The sequence below is a fragment of the Vagococcus lutrae genome, from assembly GCF_023299185.1.
GTDB lineage: Bacteria > Bacillota > Bacilli > Lactobacillales > Vagococcaceae > Vagococcus_A > Vagococcus_A lutrae.
The window spans coordinates 625,913-645,218 of the sequence record NZ_CP097017.1; the positions used below are offsets into that span (position 1 = coordinate 625,913).

Annotated in this window: 20 protein-coding genes; 3 read left to right on the forward strand and 17 right to left on the reverse strand. The window is 40.1% G+C overall.

The window, feature by feature from the left end; all coding sequences use genetic code 11:
* Positions 1-159 precede the first annotated feature (159 nt).
* Complete coding sequence (locus M2919_RS02950; protein ID WP_420857190.1) at positions 160-1,620, forward strand: ABC transporter substrate-binding protein/permease; 1,461 nt, start codon at positions 160-162, stop codon at positions 1,618-1,620.
* Positions 1,613-2,338 (forward strand): amino acid ABC transporter ATP-binding protein, encoded by a 726-nt coding sequence (locus tag M2919_RS02955; RefSeq protein ID WP_126761843.1) that lies wholly within the window; start codon positions 1,613-1,615, stop codon positions 2,336-2,338. The genes M2919_RS02950 and M2919_RS02955 overlap by 8 nt, the downstream gene beginning before the upstream one ends.
* 86 nt (positions 2,339-2,424) lie before the next feature.
* Here the strand turns inward: M2919_RS02955 and buk are convergent, their stop codons facing one another.
* From buk to M2919_RS02985, 6 genes are read right to left on the reverse strand one after another with little or no spacing between them, the layout of a single operon-like run.
* Positions 2,425-3,504 carry a butyrate kinase gene (gene buk, locus M2919_RS02960; protein WP_248849184.1) on the reverse strand — a complete coding sequence of 360 codons (1,080 nt, stop codon included), beginning with the start codon at positions 3,502-3,504 and terminating at the stop codon, positions 2,425-2,427.
* A 15-nt stretch (positions 3,505-3,519) separates the two neighbouring features.
* Positions 3,520-4,422, reverse strand: coding sequence for a phosphate acyltransferase (locus M2919_RS02965; protein ID WP_202584866.1), 903 nt, complete (start codon positions 4,420-4,422; stop codon positions 3,520-3,522).
* Positions 4,423-4,441: 19 nt separating this feature from the next.
* Entirely contained in the window at positions 4,442-5,725 is a 1,284-nt protein-coding gene (locus tag M2919_RS02970; RefSeq protein WP_248849185.1) for a dihydrolipoamide acetyltransferase family protein, read from the reverse strand.
* A 24-nt stretch (positions 5,726-5,749) separates the two neighbouring features.
* Positions 5,750-6,727: an alpha-ketoacid dehydrogenase subunit beta gene (locus M2919_RS02975; protein ID WP_023605419.1), complete on the reverse strand. Its 978-nt coding sequence runs from the start codon at positions 6,725-6,727 to the stop codon at positions 5,750-5,752.
* A gap of 1 nt (position 6,728) precedes the next feature.
* On the reverse strand, positions 6,729-7,835 hold the full coding sequence (pdhA, locus tag M2919_RS02980) for a pyruvate dehydrogenase (acetyl-transferring) E1 component subunit alpha (protein ID WP_222317397.1): 1,107 nt from the start codon (positions 7,833-7,835) through the stop codon (positions 6,729-6,731).
* 21 nt (positions 7,836-7,856) lie between these two features.
* Complete coding sequence (locus M2919_RS02985) at positions 7,857-8,864, reverse strand: PTS sugar transporter subunit IIC (RefSeq protein ID WP_126762042.1); 1,008 nt, start codon at positions 8,862-8,864, stop codon at positions 7,857-7,859.
* A 264-nt stretch (positions 8,865-9,128) separates the two neighbouring features.
* Between M2919_RS02985 and M2919_RS02990 the strand changes: the two genes are divergently transcribed.
* Entirely contained in the window at positions 9,129-10,034 is a 906-nt protein-coding gene (locus tag M2919_RS02990) for a LysR family transcriptional regulator (protein ID WP_168414065.1), read from the forward strand.
* A gap of 65 nt (positions 10,035-10,099) precedes the next feature.
* Here M2919_RS02990 and M2919_RS02995 read toward each other — a convergent pair whose 3' ends face one another.
* The 11 genes from M2919_RS02995 to M2919_RS03045 form a co-directional block, all read right to left on the reverse strand.
* The gene (locus M2919_RS02995) at positions 10,100-10,894 is read right to left on the reverse strand and encodes an acetyl-CoA carboxylase carboxyltransferase subunit alpha (protein WP_126761856.1); all 795 of its coding nucleotides are present in this window, start codon (positions 10,892-10,894) and stop codon (positions 10,100-10,102) included.
* Positions 10,884-11,759 (reverse strand): acetyl-CoA carboxylase, carboxyltransferase subunit beta, encoded by an 876-nt coding sequence (accD, locus tag M2919_RS03000; protein WP_168414063.1) that lies wholly within the window; start codon positions 11,757-11,759, stop codon positions 10,884-10,886. Before accD ends, M2919_RS02995 begins: the two co-directional genes overlap by 11 nt.
* A gap of 14 nt (positions 11,760-11,773) precedes the next feature.
* Entirely contained in the window at positions 11,774-13,144 is a 1,371-nt protein-coding gene (locus M2919_RS03005) for an acetyl-CoA carboxylase biotin carboxylase subunit (RefSeq protein ID WP_248849186.1), read from the reverse strand.
* Between the two features lies 1 nt (position 13,145).
* On the reverse strand, positions 13,146-13,577 hold the full coding sequence (gene fabZ / locus M2919_RS03010; RefSeq protein WP_023605426.1) for a 3-hydroxyacyl-ACP dehydratase FabZ: 432 nt from the start codon (positions 13,575-13,577) through the stop codon (positions 13,146-13,148).
* 11 nt (positions 13,578-13,588) lie between these two features.
* A complete protein-coding gene (gene accB, locus M2919_RS03015) occupies positions 13,589-14,059 on the reverse strand; it encodes an acetyl-CoA carboxylase biotin carboxyl carrier protein (RefSeq protein ID WP_248849188.1) in 471 nt (156 codons plus the stop codon).
* 1 nt (position 14,060) lies between these two features.
* Positions 14,061-15,299, reverse strand: coding sequence for a beta-ketoacyl-ACP synthase II (gene fabF, locus M2919_RS03020; RefSeq protein WP_248849189.1), 1,239 nt, complete (start codon positions 15,297-15,299; stop codon positions 14,061-14,063).
* An 11-nt stretch (positions 15,300-15,310) separates the two neighbouring features.
* Positions 15,311-16,042, reverse strand: a complete 732-nt coding sequence (fabG, locus tag M2919_RS03025) for a 3-oxoacyl-[acyl-carrier-protein] reductase (RefSeq protein WP_248849190.1) — start codon at positions 16,040-16,042, stop codon at positions 15,311-15,313.
* A gap of 1 nt (position 16,043) precedes the next feature.
* Positions 16,044-16,985 (reverse strand): ACP S-malonyltransferase, encoded by a 942-nt coding sequence (gene fabD, locus M2919_RS03030; protein WP_248849192.1) that lies wholly within the window; start codon positions 16,983-16,985, stop codon positions 16,044-16,046.
* 14 nt (positions 16,986-16,999) lie between these two features.
* Positions 17,000-17,962: an enoyl-[acyl-carrier-protein] reductase FabK gene (gene fabK, locus M2919_RS03035; RefSeq protein ID WP_248849193.1), complete on the reverse strand. Its 963-nt coding sequence runs from the start codon at positions 17,960-17,962 to the stop codon at positions 17,000-17,002.
* Between the two features lie 84 nt (positions 17,963-18,046).
* Positions 18,047-18,280, reverse strand: a complete 234-nt coding sequence (locus M2919_RS03040; RefSeq protein WP_023605432.1) for an acyl carrier protein — start codon at positions 18,278-18,280, stop codon at positions 18,047-18,049.
* 50 nt (positions 18,281-18,330) lie between these two features.
* Entirely contained in the window at positions 18,331-19,305 is a 975-nt protein-coding gene (locus tag M2919_RS03045) for a beta-ketoacyl-ACP synthase III (protein WP_248849194.1), read from the reverse strand.
* Position 19,306: the final 1 nt, after the last annotated feature.

Genomic DNA, 19,306 nt, shown 5'->3' on the forward strand with positions numbered 1-19,306 from the left:
GTTTTTTTATCAATAGTTTCAAACTTTCTCATAAAATAATTAGAATCGGCATGAATTTTCCATCGGAATTGTATTTTTATTCATTTATAAAAATAAACTTGCATAATTATTCTTTTGTGTGTATAATACAATTTATCATCAAAGAAGGAGCGCTATTATATGAAAAATAAAACACTAAAAAAAGTCGTTGCCATTCTAGTAGGCATCTCATTTATGACACCATTTTTTACGCAAACTAAAGCGGCAGAAACCGACGCTGTTTTAGAAAATATTCAAAAAAAGGGGAAATTGACAATTGGCTTGTCCGCTGACTACCCTCCTTACGAGTTTCACGCGACTGTCGACGGAAAAGACAAAGTCGTCGGAGCCGATGTTTCAATGGGAGAAAAAATAGCCAAAGACTTAGGCGTAGAGCTCGTCGTGGAAGAACTAGGGTTTGACGCGTTACTTGGTTCAATGAAAACAGGTAAAGTCGACCTCATCATCTCTGGTATGTCCCCTACACCTGAAAGACAAAAAGAAGTAAATTTTACTGACCCCTATATTCGTATTCAACAAAAAATTTTGATACGAAAAGCAGATTCAGAGAAATTTAAAAACGTAACCGATTTTAATGGCAAAAAAGTGGCCGCTCAGAAGCAAACAACACAAGAAGCATTAGCTCAAAATGAACTCGTTGGTTCAACGGTTGTTTCTCTGCAAAAAGTAACCGATGTCGTCTTAAACCTACAAAACAACAAAGTAGACGGCGCTGTTATTGAAGGACCCGTTGCTGAAGCGTACGCACTTCAAAACCCACAGCTTATGGTATCTGATGTTACCTTTGCAGACGGAGAATCAGATATGGCAATTGCTGTTTCCAAAGATGCTCCTGCCTTACTAGCTAAAGTCAATGAAACTGTTAAAGAAATCAACGACCAAAACTTAATGGAAACCTACAAACAAGAAGCAGCTCAGTATATGTTCCATGATGACAGTAGCTTCCTTGAAAAATATGGTATGAATTACGTAAAAGGTGCTGGCTATACGATTTTCTTAGCTTTTGTTGGGGTTCTTTTTGGAGCCTTGCTTGGTACATTGTTGGCCTTAATGAAATTATCCGAAACAAAAGTTTTTCGCTGGATCGCTGCTATTTATATTGAATATGTTCGTGGTACGCCTCTCCTAGTTCAAATCTTTCTAGTATACTTTGGTAGTGCCGCTTTAAATCTTGAGCTAAACGCTTTAACAGCCGGCTGTATTGCGTTATTCTTAAATAGTGGTGCTTATGTCGCTGAAATCATCCGTGCGGGTATTCAAGCAGTTGATAAAGGACAGTTAGAAGCTGCACGTTCATTAGGAATGACTCAGCAACAAAGCATGAAAAAAATCATTTTGCCACAAGCAATTAAAAATATTTTACCGGCACTTGGGAATGAATTTGTAACCGTCATTAAGGAATCTTCCGTCGTTTCAGTCATCGGTGTTTCTGAGTTAATGTTCCAAGCCGGTGTCGTTCAAGGCGCAAGTTTTAAACCATTTTTACCGATTGTCTTAGTGTCAATCGTTTACTTTATTTTAACATTTACACTTTCTCGCGTAATAGGTGTAGCTGAAAGGAGAATGAGTACTAGTGATTAATATTAAAAATCTGCATAAGTATTTTGGGGATAACGAGGTACTAAAAGGTATAGATGCGACAATAGAGTCTGGAGAAGTTGTCGTTATCATAGGGCCGTCTGGTAGCGGTAAAAGCACCTTTCTACGTTGTTTAAATCTGTTAGAAACCCCAACAAAAGGTCAAATTTTATTTAAAAATCAAGATTTAACGGATAAACAAACAGATATCAACCAAGTACGACAAAAAATCGGAATGGTTTTTCAAAACTTTAATCTATTCCCACATAAGACTGTCATGGAAAACATCACGTTAAGTCCGATAGAAGTCAAACAGGTTGAACCAGAAGTGGCTAAACAACAAGCCTTAGAATTATTGACGCTTGTTGGATTGGCTGATAAAGCAGACAGCTATCCCAATAGTCTTTCTGGTGGACAAAAACAACGGGTGGCAATTGCACGAGCTTTAGCTATGGAACCAGAAGTCATGCTATTTGATGAACCAACATCTGCCTTGGATCCAGAGATGGTTGGAGAAGTTCTAAACGTGATGAAAAGCTTAGCTAAATCAGGAATGACGATGGCGATTGTTACCCACGAAATGGGCTTCGCTAAAGAAGTAGCTGACCGAGTCATCTTTATGGATGAAGGTGTGATCCAAGAACAAGGAACCCCACAAGCTATTTTTGAAACACCGCAGAATAGCCGTACGCAGAGCTTTCTAAGTAAAGTTTTATCTTAAAAAAAGAGTGAGGAAACCAACCTGAATAGGTTTCCTCACTCTTTCTATTTCTTGACAATCAACGCGACAGCCAAATCACGTTGTTGTTATGCTTCTGGTAGAGAAAATGTGTGACCGACTTCATCTCCTGTTAAGATACGATTTGCTCCCATTGCTAAAGCGTACATTTCATTTTCACCTGGGGAAACAATGACATTGCCGATGAATGAAACACGTTCTTTAACCCAGTCAGTTAATCGCTCGGAGTAAGCCAATCCTCCAGTTATCACAATTCCATCTACTTTACCACTTAGAACCGTAGCCGCAGACCCTATTCCTTTCGCTACTTGGTAGGCCATTGCTTCCAGAATATAAGCTGCTTCTTCGTCTCCATTTTCGATACGTTCTTCTACTTCAATCCCACTATTAGTGTTTAAGTAAGAAATCATACCGCCTTTTTTACGTGTTAATACTGTAATATCTTCTTCAGACATTTCATAACACATTGGAATTAATTCTTTGAGTGATAAACCACCACTTCTCTCAACTGAGAAAGGTCCTTCATCATCTAAAATTAAATCCACCATACGTCCTTGATAATGTGCACTGATAGAAGAGCCACTTCCAAGATGTACAACAATCAAGTTTAAATCTTCATATGGTTTGTTCATTTGTTCAGCCGTTTGTAACGCCACAGAACGCATGTTTAACATGTGTCCAATACTACGACGTTTAACGCCTTTCAGTCCGGATACGCGGGATAAATCCCAAAATTGGTCGACAGTAATCGGGTCATAAATCATCGCAATGCAATCTGCTTTAGCTTGATTACGAATACCATTCGCCAGTACTGCTCCCAAATTAGACGCATGATCAATATCAGCGCGGTTTGTCAGCCACTCGATCATTTCATCATTTACAAAGTAAGCTCCTGCATCAACGGGAGGTAACATACCACCACGTCCGACCACTGCATCTAATTTTGTCACATCTATGTCATGTGCTTTTAAAAAGTCTAAAATAATAGCCAAACGGTAATCATACTGATCACTCACTCGGGCATATTTTTCTAAAGATTCAGTAGGATGAAATAGATTTTCATTAACTACTTCCTTATCATTTTCATAATAAGATACTTTTGTTGATGTTGATCCTGGGTTGATTACCACAATACGATATTGTTCCATGCTAATAATTCCTCTCTATAATGAAATTGCTAAAAGTAATGAGTTTAATTTTTCTTCCATTGAAGAGCCACGAGAGGTTAAGACAATCGGTGCCTCTGCGCCAATAATTAAACCAGCCATTTTACCGCCTGCTAAGGTTGTCAATGACTTTCCTAATACATTACCTGTGACAATATCAGGAACTAGTAAAACGTCCATATCGCCGGCAATTTCACTATCATAGCCTTTAGCCTCAGCAATTTCTTTGCTAATTGAAAGGTCAAGTGAAATCGGTCCTTCGATTTTGACATCTTCATAACCAGTTGTTCCTGCTAACTCCTTAAGTTCCACTGCATCTTGTGACGCTTGTAATTTCGGATTAACGTTCTCACTTGCGTCTAAAATCCCTACGTTTATTTGGTCATAACCAAGACCGCGATAGACAGATAGGGCATTGTCAAGAATCGCTTGTTTCATCTTAACGTCAGGTGTTAATACCATTCCGCCATCAGAAACTAATAATAATTTATGATACGTTGGGACTTCGTTAATCGCCACGTGTGATAAAACACCTGGTTTACGAATACCCGTTTCTTTATTCACGACTGCTTTCAATAAATCACGCGTTTGAATACCACCTTTTAGCAAGACTTGCGCAGCACCTTCTTTAACTAAAGAAACTGCTTTAGCTGCAATGCTTTCTGGGGTCGTTTCATGGTAAATATCAAACAATGAAACATCTTCATTTAAGTCAGCTAACAACTGACTAATCGCGTCTTTATCCCCTACAAGTAAGGGACGGATATAGTCTTCATGATACAACGACAGTACCGCTTGTAACGTATGCTCATCAGCTGCGTTCGCAACGGCTACTGTACGCTGTTCATGACTATCCGCTTTCAATCGTGACTTTAAATCATCAAATGATTTGATTGCCACGTGTAAGCACTCCTTTTTATTAAGCTCTTAGTAACATCAATGCTGGGTCACGTAAAGCATTCTTAAAGACGTTAAATGCTTTCTGTGCTTCAACACCATCAACTAGACGGTGGTCAAATGCAAATGATGTGCGTAAGATAGGTTTCACAACGATTTCACGGTCTTCGTTTGGTACGACTTCATCACCGATACGTGCGATTCCCATAATACATGACTCAGGGTAGTTAATGATTGGCGTTGACCAAATACCTTCTGTATCTGGAACACCACCAATGTTTGTGATGGTCACAGAACTACCTGTCATGTCGTCACGTGTTAACTTACCAGCTAATGCTTTTTCACCTAAGTCTGAAATTTCTTGGGCGATTTCAAAAATGCTCTTCTTATCTGCATTTTTAATAACTGGCACGTATAAACCGTGATCAGTGTTTGTTGCAATTCCGATATTGATATTGCCACGGTGGACAATTTCTGATTTTTCCATGTCAACGTACGCATTCATTGAAGGATGTGCTTTCAACATTGCTACCATTGCTTTTACAACATACGGTAAGAATGTTAAGCCGATACCTTCTTCTTTCGCTACACCTTTATATTCGTTACGATGTGCGATAAGTTTTGTTGCGTCCACTTTGTCAAAAACAGTAACGTGTGGAATTTGTGTACGACTTTGAACCATACCGTTTGCGATTGCTTTACGCACAGGTGTCATTGGTTCGCGCCAGTCTTCACCTTGAGGTTGTGGAACTGGAGCTGGTTTTGGTGTTGAAGCAGCCGGTGTTGAAGCTACTTCCGGTGTTGTAGAAGCTGCTGGTGCAACTTCTGCTGCTCCCCCACCACTTAAGAAGTTATCGATATCTGTACGCGTTAGACGATTACCGTCTGCTGGTGTTACTTCGTTGATATCCACACCTTTTTCACGTGCATATTTTCTAACTGAAGGAACTGCACGCACTAGGCCTTTTTTAGCTGCTGGTGGTGCTGCTGGTTCTTCTGCTACTTTTTCTTCTGTTGCTTTAGGTGCTGCTTCAGTTGAAGCACCGCCTTCTTCTGAAGGAGCTGAATCATCTTCTGTTAAAATTGTTAAGATGACTTCATCAACTTGTGCCATCCCTTCAGGAACTAAGATTTTTTCAACTGTTCCTGATACAGGTGTTGTAATTTCCATAGTTGACTTATCGTTTTGAATTTCTACTAAAGGATCATCTACTTTAACTTCTTGTCCTTCTTTTACTAACCAACTTAAAATTTCTGCTTCAACCAGACCTTCACCTACGTCTGGTAATTTAAATTTATATGCCATAATATCTCTTCCTTTCCAGTAATCTTATCCGTTGATAACGCGTTTAACTTCAGCTTCAATATCTTTCGCATTTGGTAACCAAACTGACTCAGCTGAACCGAATGGGAAGTGACTGTCTGGCGCTGCAACACGGCCGATAGGTGCTTCTAAATCGTACATCGCATTTTCAGCAATTTCTGCCATAATGTGGTTTGCCAATCCTGTTAAACGTTGTGCTTCTTGAACCACAACTGCATAGCCAGTTTTCTTAACAGATTCTAAAATAGTATCGATGTCAAATGGTGCTACTGTACGTAAGTCGATAACTTCAACTGAAATACCTTCTTTTTCTAACTCTTTTGCTGCTTTCGTTGATTCATGAACCATTGAACCATAAGTTACGATTGTAACGTCTGTTCCTTCGCGAACCACATTCGCTTTATCTAAAGGAATTTCATACATTTCCTCAGGAACCTCTTCTTTAATAGAACGGTATAATTTCAAGTGTTCTAAGAAAAAGACTGGGTCATTATTTTTCACTGATGAAATTAACAAGCCTTTTGCATCATATGGGCCGCTTGGAATAACAATACGTAATCCAGGTGTTTGAGCAAATAAACCTTCTAAGTTATCTGAGTGTAATTCTGGTGTTCCAACGCCACCACCAAATGTTGAACGAATGGTGATAGGTGCTGATGCTTTTCCGCCCATACGGTAACGGTGACGCGCCATTTGTCCTGCTAATCCGTCAATCGCTTCCATTGTAAAACCAGAGAATTGTAATTCTGGGATTGGACGGTAGCCACCGATTGCTAATCCTAAAGAAATCCCTAAAATACCTGATTCTGCTAATGGTGTATCAAAGATACGTTTGTCGCCATATTTTGCGTGTAATCCGTCAGTCGCACGGAAAACCCCTCCGTTAATCCCAACGTCTTCACCGAATAAAAGTGTTTTTTCATCTGATTCCATAATTTGATCTAAAGCTTCATTTACCGCTTGAACCATATTTTTTTGTGCCATGTTAGTTAGCCTCCTTCTCTTTATAGAACGCAATTTCTTTTGCAATACGTGGTGTCGGTACTTCGTAGACACTTTCTAACATTTCAGAAACTTTCATCTTAGGTGCTTTATCAGCAGTATCTAATGCTTCGTTAACTTCTTGAGTTGTCGCATCGATAACTTCTTGTTCCATTTCTTCATTCCATAAACCTTTGTCGCCTAAATATTTACGCATACGGATTAAGCAATCTTTTGCTTGCCATTCTTCAACTTCGCCTTCTGGACGGTAACGTGTTGGATCATCTGATAATGTATGTGGTCCGTAACGGTAAGTTAATGTTTCGATTAACACAGGGCCGTTTCCAGCTAATGCGTAGTCTTTTGCCATTTTCGTTGCTTCGTATAGAGCAAGTGCATCCATTCCGTCTACTTGGATTCCTGGAATTCCAGCTGCAACTGCTTTTTGAGCAAGTGTTTTAGCTTTTGTTTGTTTATCACGAGGAACTGAAATACCGTATTGGTTATTTTGTACAATGAAGACAACTGGTGAATCAAATGCCCCAGCAAAGTTAATTCCTTCGTAGAAGTCACCTTGAGATGTACCACCGTCTCCGATGTATGTCATCGCTACTTTTTTCTCGCCATCTAAGTTATAAGCCATTCCAATACCTGCAGCTTGTAACATTTGAGAACCAATGATTGTTTGTGCTGGTAAACCTTGTAAATCTTCTGGGAAATGGTTACCTGCTACGTGTCCACGGTACCAAAGAACTGCGTTTGATAAAGGCATACCGTGTTTAACCAAAGGAATAACGTCACGGTAAGTTGGTAGTAAGAAGTCTTGTTTATCAATTGCAAACAATGTTGCTAATTGAGATGCTTCCATACCTTCTGATGGAGGTAGGTTCCCAATACGACCTTGACGACCTGCTAATACTAAACGTTTGTTGACTGTACGTCCCCAAACTAGGTCTTTCATCAATGCCACCATCTCTTCATCTTTAAGTGAAGATTTCAAGCCGTTGTTGACTAGCTCTCCTTTTTCATTAAGAATCTGAACGAATTTTACGTTTTCAGCATTCTCTTTAACGATCTGATCAAAATTAATTGTTTTTGCCATTTTGTTCATCCTTTCAAAAATGTTTTTTTATTAGTTGAAATCTAATTGGTAATCTTCTGGTTTTGTAATAGACCAGACTTTACTAAATAAGTAGTTGAACACAAAACCTAATGTTAGAGGGATAACTAAGAATGCTAGTGTGACTTTAATCATATTCCCTACTGTCCAACCACCTGGTGCTAATGTCATCGCATTAATTGGACCAATTAAACCACTGAATCCAAATCCAGCACTAAATGGTGTGCCTTCTAATCCCATAAATGCTGCAAAAGCACCTGAGATTGCTGCGTTACAAATAACTGGTAAAATGATTTTTGGCTTTTTAATAACGTTTGCCATTTGCATTTTTGGTGAACCAATAAAGTGAGCAAGTGATGTTGGCACACTGTTTGCTTTCCAACCAGCTACACATAAACCAAAACCTGCTGCACAGATTCCAATGTTAGCAGCTGCTGAACCGACACCGCCTAATGAAATAGCTGTAGCAATTCCAACTGTCGCAATCGGCGAAACAATCATCATTGAGAAGATAACAGCTAAAGCGATTGCCATTGGCACAGGTTGTAATTCGGTTAACATATTAACGAAGTTACCTAACATCATCGTAATTTGTTTAACGAATGGTAGTAGCAGTTGTCCGATACCACCTCCTACAATAACTAAAATCGTTGGAATAACTAAAATCGTAAAGGCTTTCATCTTTTCACCAATTAATAAGATAATAAGTGCTCCGATTGCAGCTGTTAAACCTGTGTTAATAACATCTCCTGTCCCTTGGAAAATAAATCCACCTTCAGGATTTAATGTTGCAACACCCGATCCAACGACACTTGCCATTCCTAAAGCTCCGATTTGAATAGGTGTGAATTTAAAATTAAGTGCTACTGCCACCCCCACAACAATCGGCATTAACGTTTGGGCGATTCCCGTTGCGGTTAATCCAAACTGCCAACCAATTGCTTTTGAAAGTTCACTCAGTAAAGCACCTGGTATTAAGGATACGACAACCCCGATGGCAACCCCATTCAGTACGTTCATCGCAAAATCCTTAGGTTTTACTCCAATATTCACATCTTTTCCTCCTTTGATAATCTTTATTTTTTGTAACTCTAAAAACCTATTTTATGATTGCTAAAACTAGCGGCTTCAAGTAAAATCAAACTTGAAGGTGTTACAAGAAAACGTTTCCTTTTGTTATCTATAGTGTAGCATGTACAAAAAATTTGTGAATTCAATTCTTTTTATACCCCTATAGATACACTCTATAAAGACAATAAAACCCTTATCTGGAAAGGACTTACTATGGATATTAGACAAGTAAAATACTTTATTGAAATCATTAATTCACAGAGTTATTCCCTTGCCGCTAAAAATCTGTTTGTCACGCAACCGACGTTATCATGGAATATGACGAAACTTCAAAATGACTTGGGTACCAAACTGTTATATCAAGTTGGAAATAAAGTACTTCCTACTTCGGCAGGCGAATTATTATATGAAAAAGGCTCTTCGATTGTGCAAGACTTTGATCAACTGGAAGCCACTCTGTTAAATCAAGCTTATCGAGAAGATGAAGAGTTAGTCATTGGTTCTAATGCTGTTATTTCACCCTTTTTCATGCCTCTTATCGAGCAATTTATGACTGAATACCCGCATATTTCCTTACATATTGTCGAAGAAGGCTCAATTAAAACACAAAAAAAGGTCTCAGAAGGAGACCTTGAAATTGGTATTGTGTCATACCCGATTAATTTTCCTAATTTAAGTGTTGAAAAAAACATGTTCCATTCATTCCATTATGACGCCTATGTGGTCATGCGTAGCGACCACTCTTTAGCTAAAGAAAAATCATTGAAATTTAGCGAACTCAAAGAACAAGCCTTTGTTTCCATGTCGAAAGACTTTGTTCTCTATCATGTGCTGCAAGACTTAGCTGAAGAATCTGGTTTTCGTCCTAATGTTCGTTTCATCAGTAACAACCATGAAGTCGTCTTACAAACGATACTCAATAGTCAAGCAGATCAGACCGTTGCCCTTATGCCGATTCAATTGCAAGACGAGTATCGCAATGAAAACTTAACTTGGGTTAAACTAGATAATAAGGTTAAGAAGTTCGATATCGTTGTGATTCATGAAAAAAATCGCACACTTTCACCTATTGCCGCCCAGTTTTTAGAATTTGTAACCAGTCATAAAATAAAAAAATAACACTCGACTCATGTTAACAGTTCCCTTAAGACTAAGGGGAACTGTTAATTAATGTTCGAGTGTTTTTAAAATTGACGAAATCTATCATAACGTCTTTCTAATAATTCGTTTATTTCTATGGCTTGTAAGTTTGTCAATTGAGCGATGATTTTCTGTTTTAAGTCGCGCTCGATTAACGCTTGTTCTAAAGGAAGTCCACTTGCTCCCTGTGTTTCTAACACAATCTCATCAATCACACCTAGCTCTTTTAAGTCATAGGCTGTGAGCTTCATTAATTCAGCCGCCTCTTCTGCCCGTTTAGCATCTTTCCATAAAATAGACGCAAATCCTTCTGGCGATAATATCGAATAAATACTATGTTCTAACATCATGATATGGTCGGCGACTCCTAAAGCTATCGCACCACCACTCCCGCCTTCGCCAGTAAAAATCGCGATGATAGGTACAGCTAAATCACTCATTTCATAGAGATTACGCGCGATAGCCTCTCCTTCACCACGTTCTTCTGCTTCGATACCACAAAAAGCACCGGGAGTATTTATAAACGTAATGATAGGACGACCAAACTTTTCTGCTTGTTTCATCAGTCGCAAGGCTTTACGATACCCTTCGGGATGTGGAGAACCAAAGTGACGCGCTACATTTTCTGCTAAGTCACGTCCTTTTTGAATCGCGACTACCGTACATGCAAGCCCGTTTAATGTCGCGATTCCACCTACAATCGCTTTATCGTCAGCATAGTGGCGATCACCATGCAATTCAATAAACTCATCAAATAGTCGATGAATATAATCTAATGGTGTAACACGTTGAGGATGACGGGCTAACGCTACAATTTCACTAGCTGTTTTAGCTTTCATAGAAATTTTTCACATCCTTCACTTGATGCACTTTTAATAGATAGGCTAATACTTTAACTAACTCGTTACGTTTAACTATTTTATCTAAAAATCCCTTTTCCAATAAAAATTCGGACGTCTGAAATGTTTCGGGTAATGTTTGACGAATCGTTTGTTCAATCACACGTCTACCGGCAAACCCTATCGTAATACCGGGTTCAGCGAGAATGATATCTCCTTGCATCGCAAAACTCGCTGTCACACCACCTGTTGTCGGATCAGTTAAAACAGGAATATACAATAAGCCTGCTTTTGAGTGACGTTTAACAGCTGCAGATATTTTGGCCATTTGCATAAGAGATAATATGCCCTCTTGCATTCGCGCACCTCCTGATGCTGTAAAAAGAACAACGGGCAAACGTTCTGTACGTGCGCGTTCAAATAACACTGTTAACCGTTCCCCCACTTCAGTCCCCATACTTCCCATCATAAAATGACTATCCATAACACCAAAAGCAACGTCATGGTCTTGAATTCGTCCACATCCTATCATGACCGCTTCACTTAAACCTGTTCTACTGCGAGCTTGTGTTAATTTATCTTCGTAGCCTGGAAAAGCAAGGGGATTTTCTTCACAGTCTGGGATTTCCCACTCGTGAAAACTATTCGCGTCTAAAATAAGGGACATTCTCTCCTGTGTTGTTAAACGAAAACCATATTGACAGTGCGGACATACTTTTAATTCGCCTATCGTTTGATGATACAGCGTTTTTTGACAACTCGGACACTTCACCCATGTGTTGTCTGGTACTTTCGGTTTTTGGGGCGTCTGTCTATCGCGCTGCGGACGCAAAGGTATATAAGCACGTTTTTTAAAAAGTCCCACAACGTCACTCCTCTCTAGTTACCACTCGTTCCTAACCACTTTGGTAAAAATTCTTCTTGTAAATAGGCAGTAGAATAATTTCCTGTCAGAACACCTTCATCAGCGAGTAAATCAAGCTGAAATTCCTGATTGGTTTCCACACCGTCTGTGACAAGCTCTAAAAGTGCGCGTTGCATTTTTTGAATAGCTTCTTCACGTGTATGACCATGAACAATCACTTTCGCTATCATCGAATCATAAAAAGGTGGAATTTGGTAACCATTATACATGGCGCTATCGACTCGTAATCCTAACCCCCCTGCAGGTAAGATTAAATGATTAATCGTCCCAGGCGAAGGAGCAAAATCACGCGCGGGACTTTCTGCATTAATACGACATTCAATCGCATGACCTGCAAAAACGACTTCTTCTTGTTTTAAAGTTAAAGCCTCGCCAGCTGCTATTCGCAATTGTTCTTTCACAATATCTACACCTGTTATCATTTCTGTCACAGGATGCTCCACTTGAATACGGGTATTCATCTCCATAAAGTAAAAATCATCCTGTTCATCAACTAAGAACTCAATCGTTCCCGCTCCCTCATAGTCAATCGAACGCGCTGCTTTTAAAGCAGCTTCGCCCATTTTAGAACGCAACGCATCTGACAAGGCAAATGACGGCGCTTCTTCTAAGACTTTTTGATTATTTCGTTGTAATGAACAATCTCGTTCTCCAAGATGAATCACATGACCATACTGATCACCTAAAATTTGAACTTCGATATGCCGCGCGGGATAGATGATTTTTTCGATATACATCGCATCATTACCAAATGCAGCACGAGCTTCAGACTGTGCATTGTGAAATTGACTTGAAAGTTCTGATGGCGCCATGACTTTACGAATTCCTTTACCGCCACCACCTGCAGCCGCTTTTAACATAATAGGAAAACCGATTTCGCTTGCAATTTTTTCGGCCTCTTCGACTGTAGCAACTACTCCTTGACTACCGGGAATAACGGGCACGTCAGCAGCAATCATTAAAGCTCTTGCATTAATCTTATTTCCCATTGCGTCAATTAAATCGGCAGATGGACCAATAAACTTAATTTGACAATCGCGACACATTTCCGCAAACAAACTATTCTCAGCTAAAAAACCAAAGCCTGGATGAATAGCTTGAGCGCCTGTTAAAATAGCCGCACTTAAAATCTGTTCCATATTTAAATAGGAGTCACTTGCTCGTGCCGGTCCGATACAAATCGCTTCATCCGCCATCTCAGTATGCATGGCATAACGATCGGCTTCAGAATATACGGCAACCGTTTGTATCCCTAACTCACGACAAGCGCGAATAATTCTAACCGCAATTTCTCCACGATTGGCAACTAAAACTTTCGTAAACATGTTACTCTGCTCCAATGATAAAGGTCATAAGAGCCGAACACACTTTTTTATCTTCCACGTAAGCTGCTGCCTTCCCTACTCCGATATTTCCTTTTCGCTTAATAATGTCCATTTCCATACGTAACACATCACCCGGTACAACTTTTTGGCGGAATTTCACTTTATCAATCCCACCTAAATAACCTGTCATCCCTTCAAATTCTGGACTTTTTAATAAGGGAATCGAGCCAGTTTGAGCCAGAGCTTCTAAGATTAAAACACCAGGCATAACGGGTTCCCCCGGAAAATGTCCTGGGAAAAACGGCTCGTTGTACGTCACATTTTTAATAGCCACTACACGTTTCCCGGGCTCCAATTCTAAAACACGGTCGACCATCATAATCGGATAACGATTGGGAATAATCTCCATAATTTCTTGTGCATTTAATTTCATCTTATTTCCTCCTAAATGATTTCTATTAACGGTTGTCCAAATTCCACGACTTCTTCATTTTCTACATGGATTGCTTTCACCGTTCCTGAACGGTCGCTTGTAATTTCATTCATTATTTTCATCGCTTCAATAATACAAACTACTTCACCTTCTGCTACCGCATCGCCCACTTTTTTAAAAGGTGGCGCATCTGGAGAAGCCTGTAAATAAGCCAATCCTACTAGTGGTGAAGTAATCATATGCCCTTTCACTTCGGCTGCTGGTTCGACTTCTGCTGATGAAGGTGATATTTCATTGGTAGAAATAGGTTTCTCTTGGCTTGGTATTACAGGAGCGACCGTTTGATTATCATGAGATGATAATCCTCGTGTGTCCTGATCCTTATTTAAATACAAACTTAACTCTGTATTTTTTAATTCCAACACGCGAATGTCAGACTCTTGGAAAAAAGTTAACAACTCTTTTAAATCTGAAAATTCCAAATTATGCACCTCCCCATTTTTTAAAACAAAGGACGGCATTATGTCCACCAAAGCCGAGTGAATTACTTAAAGCGTATTGAACAGCACGTGACACAGGCTTTTGCGCCGTATAATTCAAATCACAAAGCTCATCTGGTTCAGTTAAGCCGATTGTGGGAGGAATGATACTATCATTTAAAGCACCAATACACGCCATCGCTTCAATAGCTCCTGCGGCACCTAATAAATGTCCCGTCATACTTTTCGTACTTGAAATTGCCACGGTATGTGCTGCTTCTTTCATTGCATATTTAATTGCCGTTGTTTCAGCCCCATCATTAGTAGGCGTACTGGTTCCATGCGCATTGATATAATCAACTTGCTCAGGTGTTATACCGGCTTCTGTCATGGCTTGTATCATACATTCTCCTGCTCCTGAACCGTCTGGATTAGGACTCGTCATATGATAGGCGTCACAAGTTGCACCATATCCGACTACTTCAGCTAAAATCGTTGCGCCTCTTTTTTGAGCATGTTCAAGTTCTTCCAACACTAACACGCCACTACCTTCTCCCATAACAAAGCCACTTCTTTTTTTGTCAAACGGAATGGAGGCTTGCTCAGGATTTTCTGCAGGCGTCAAAGCCGTTAGCGCAGCGAAACCAGAAATACCAATTTCACAAATCGTCGCCTCTGCTCCCCCCGCCAACATTATATCGGCATAACCGTGTTTAATATGACGAAAAGCATCCCCTATAGCATTCGTTGCCGACGCACATGCTGTGACAACTGAACTACATATTCCTTTTGCGCCGATTGCGATAGCAATATTACCAGCCGCCATGTTGCCAATAGCCATCGGAACAAAGAAGGGAGCAACACGTTTAGGTCCTCTGTCGTGCATTTTAATGACTTGTTCTTGAATGGTTGTCATACCACCAATTCCAGAACTCACCATCACTCCCATTCGATAAGGGTTGATGTCCGTCATATCTATGCCGCTACTTGTAAGTGCTTGTTTTGCTGCCGCCACACCATAAATAGAAAAATTATCCATGCGTTTTGTTGCTTTTTTCTCCATATAGTCGGTCGGATCAAAATCTTTAACTTCGGCTGCAACATGAATTCCTGTTTCACTAGCATCAAATTTTGTGATAACATCGATACCATTTTTTCCTGCTTTTAAGCCCTCCCATAAAGCGTCGGCGGTATTTCCTAAAGGACTAATCGCACCTTGTCCGGTAATGACAACTCGTTTCATATCCATTCCTCCTATCCATTCATGACCATTCCACCGTCAACGTTCAAGACTTGACCTGTCATATAAGACTGTTTAGCTATAAACAAAGCAGCTCGTGCGACGTCTTCAGCTTGTCCAAAACATCCAAGTGGAATTTGTTTCATTGCTTGTTCCTTAACTTTTTCTGATAAAATCGCTGTCATATCTGATTCAATAAAGCCTGGGGCAATCGCATTGCAGGTAATACCACGACTTGCTAATTCTCGTGCTACCGACTTAGTAAAACCGACTACTCCTGCTTTACTCGCTGCATAATTCGTTTGCCCAGCATTCCCAATTAAACCAACTACACTCGCAATATTAATAATCGCACCAGACCGTTGTTTTAACATCGTCTTAGTAACGGCTTGAGTCATTTGAAAGGTTCCGACTAAATTGACGTTAATTACTTCGGTAAAATCTGTCGAATCCATGCGCATAAGTAAGCCATCGCGTGTGATTCCCGCATTATTAATTAAAATATCGACACGGCCGTATGTCGCAATTGTTTCTTCAACTATTCGTTTCGCATCTTCAGCTTCTTGAACAGCACCTTCCACGTACATCATCTGCGTGTGATACGGTGCTAACGTTGCATACCGTTCATCATTTAGAGGTTTACGACCATTAAAAACAACAAATGCTCCTTGCTTTAAGAAGCTCAAGCCTATTTCATAGCCTATTCCTCTTGTACTACCCGTTACAATTACGACTTTCTCTCTCATCTTATCCTCCTAAATCTCGTAGCTTCAGACATGTTTCTTCTAATGTCTGCTCATCTTCTACATGCATTACTTGAACGTGACGATTAATTTTTTTTACAAACCTTGTCAATGTTTTTCCAGGACCTAGCTCGATGAAAACATTAATATCATCTGCTATCATGTTTTCAATCGTTTGTTGCCAATGTACGGGGGACATAACTTGCTTAACTAATAATGCTTTCAACTCGCTTTCAGTCATTGGTCGCCCCGTCACATTGCTATAAATTGGACACGTCATCGGTGCAAAGACGAGCGTTGCAAGTGTTCTTTCTAGTTTTTGAGAAGCAGGTTGCATGAAAGGGGAATGAAAGGGACCACTCACATTAAGCATGACGACTTTACTACGTGGTTCTTTTTCTAAAAGCTCTTTCGCTTTAACAACAGCATGATATTCGCCAGTAATCACAGTTTGTAACGGCATATTATAATTAGCAATGAAGACCTCTTGCCTGTCTTTCTGTAAATACTGACAAACTTCTTCAATCTTAGACACTGCTATATTCATAACCGCTGCCATTGCACCCTTTCCATCAGGTACCGCTTCTGACATGAACTGACCACGTTTTTCAATTAAAGGTAAAACTTCCGAAAATGAAAGAGTCTCACTAGCTAATAACGCTGTATATTCACCCAAGCTAAGACCTGCTACTGCTGCTGGATTATTAAATCCTTCTTCTTGCATTAACCGTGTTAACCCCCAACTCATCGTTAACATAGCTGGCTGCGTATAAGCGGTTTGGTTTAAACGACCATCATCTGAAAACATGATTTCAGACATGTCATAACCTAAAATATTTGACGCTTCGTCGACCGTTGCACGGTATAAAGGTTTTGAAGCATATAACTCCTGACCCATGCCAGGATATTGTGCCCCTTGTCCACTAAATAAAAACGCATATTTCACTTGACTCACTCCTTTTACGTCCAACGCTCATAACGTTGTCTCATGACTGACACACAGTCTTCCATTAAATCATGGACTATTTTTTCGCAAGGATCCCCTTCTGACTTAACTAACCCAGCTATTTGTCCAGACATCATCGAACCCGTTTTTGTATCGCCATCGACAACAGCGCGCTTTAACGCACCTTTTCCTAAATCTTCTAGCAAATCCCAGTTTGGTTCTGCTTTACCTGCTTCAATCCGCTCGAGTTTCTCATACTCGCGTGTTAATTTATTACGTAGACCGCGAACCGGATGACCGGTCGTCAATCCTGTGACTGCCGTACTTAAATCATTGGCTTTAATAACTGCTTGTTTAAAATTCGGATGAATTGTCGATTCTTTAGAAACTAAAAAGCGCGTCCCTAACTGAACAGCATCTGCTCCGAGCATCAAGGCGGCTGCCATACCACGACCGTCTCCAATTCCACCCGCTGCAATCACGGGAATCGATACAGCATCGACTACCTGTGGGACGAGCGCCATCGTCGTACTTTTACCAATATGTCCGCCGCCTTCCATCCCTTCTACTACAACTGCGTCGGCTCCTTCACTCTCCATGCGACGTGCTAAGCCTACAGATGCAACAACCGGTATAACGATAATTCCTGCTTCTTTAAACTTTTTCATATATTTACCAGGAGAGCCGGCTCCGGTAGTAATCACTTTAATTTTTTCTTCGCAAACTAAATCAACAATCGCTTCTACATGCGGTGACATCAACATGATGTTCACTCCGAATGGTTTATCCGTTAAAGATTTTGCGCGGTCGATTTGTTCCTTAACCACTTCTCGTGGGGCATGACCGGATGCGATAATTCCTAAACCGCCAGCATTGGAAACGGCACTCGCTAAAGTTGCTTCAGCTACCCAAGCCATAGCGCCTTGAAATATCGGGTAGTCAATATCTAACATTTGACAAATGGGTGATGCTTTCATGATGTCACCTTCTCTTTTCTTCATAATTTTCATATAAAAAATAGCTTAGAAGGCAGTCCCTTCTAAACTACTTAACGGTTGGTGTTATTTCTTAGCTAATTCGTTATCTACAAATTTAACTAAATCCTCAACGGTGTTTAAACCTTCGTCTGTTTCGATTTTGATGTCAAATTCGTCTTCAATATCATTGATAATTTGGAATAAATCTAGGCTGTCTGCTTCAAGTTCTTCTCTAAAGTTTGTTGTTAATAATACTTCCTCTTCTTCTTTCCCTAATTGATCTACGATAATTTCTTGAATTTTATTAAAAGTTGCCATGTGTTGTTCCTCCAAATAGTATTTTATTTTTTATATTAGCTTGTTTTGTCTTAGAGTCGGACGAGCATACTTCCCCACGTCAAACCGCCGCCAAAACCAGTTAATAGTGTTAAGTGAGTGCCATCCAATGGAATCGTCCCGTTCGATACATAGTCATCTAATACTAGCGGTATCGAAGCACTTGATGTGTTACCGACGTTGGCTATATTACTCAAAAACTTTTCTTCGCGAATACCAGTTTTCTTCGCCATAGCACTTAATAAACGTGCATTTGCTTGATGAGCAATTACCCAATTAATTGCCTCTACATCCGTCTGTGTCACCTCAAGCAGTTCCAGCATTGTTTTTGATACATTGCGAGTAGCAAAATCAAAAATTGCCCGACCATCCATTTCGATAAAAGGACGAGTAGAATTTGCTCTCTTGAAAAATGGACTGTTATTTGCCAGACTTGGCGCTTGCAAAGCTGTACTTTTCGTCCCATCAGACGCTAGTATTTCTTTGATAAAAAGTGGCTCGGTGGCAGTATTTTCAATTAAAACTCCGGCTGCACCGTCTCCAAATAAGACGGCAGTTCGACGATCTTGCCAATCGACTAATTTAGACATGGTTTCACCACCAATGACTAACCCACACTTAGAACCAGTCCGAATTAATTTCTCTGCCATACTTAATGCGTAGACAAAACCGCTACACGCAGCATTTAAATCAAACGCCAACGCGTTCGTCGCTCCAATTGCCCCTTGCACACATGATGCAACAGACGGGGTTTGAAAATCAGGGGTCATCGTTGCCACGATGATAAAATCAAGTGTCTCCGCAGCAAAAGAACGTTTCTGAATAAGCTTTAACGCCACGTCTACACATAAATCGGTTGTCGATTGCTCAGTCACCACACGACGTTGTTTTATCCCCGTCCGAGTGGTAATCCACTCATCGTTTGTCGGCATTATTTTCGATAAATCGTCATTACTCAAGTAATGGGCAGGTAATGACTGTGCTGTTTGCGTAATTTTCGCATACATG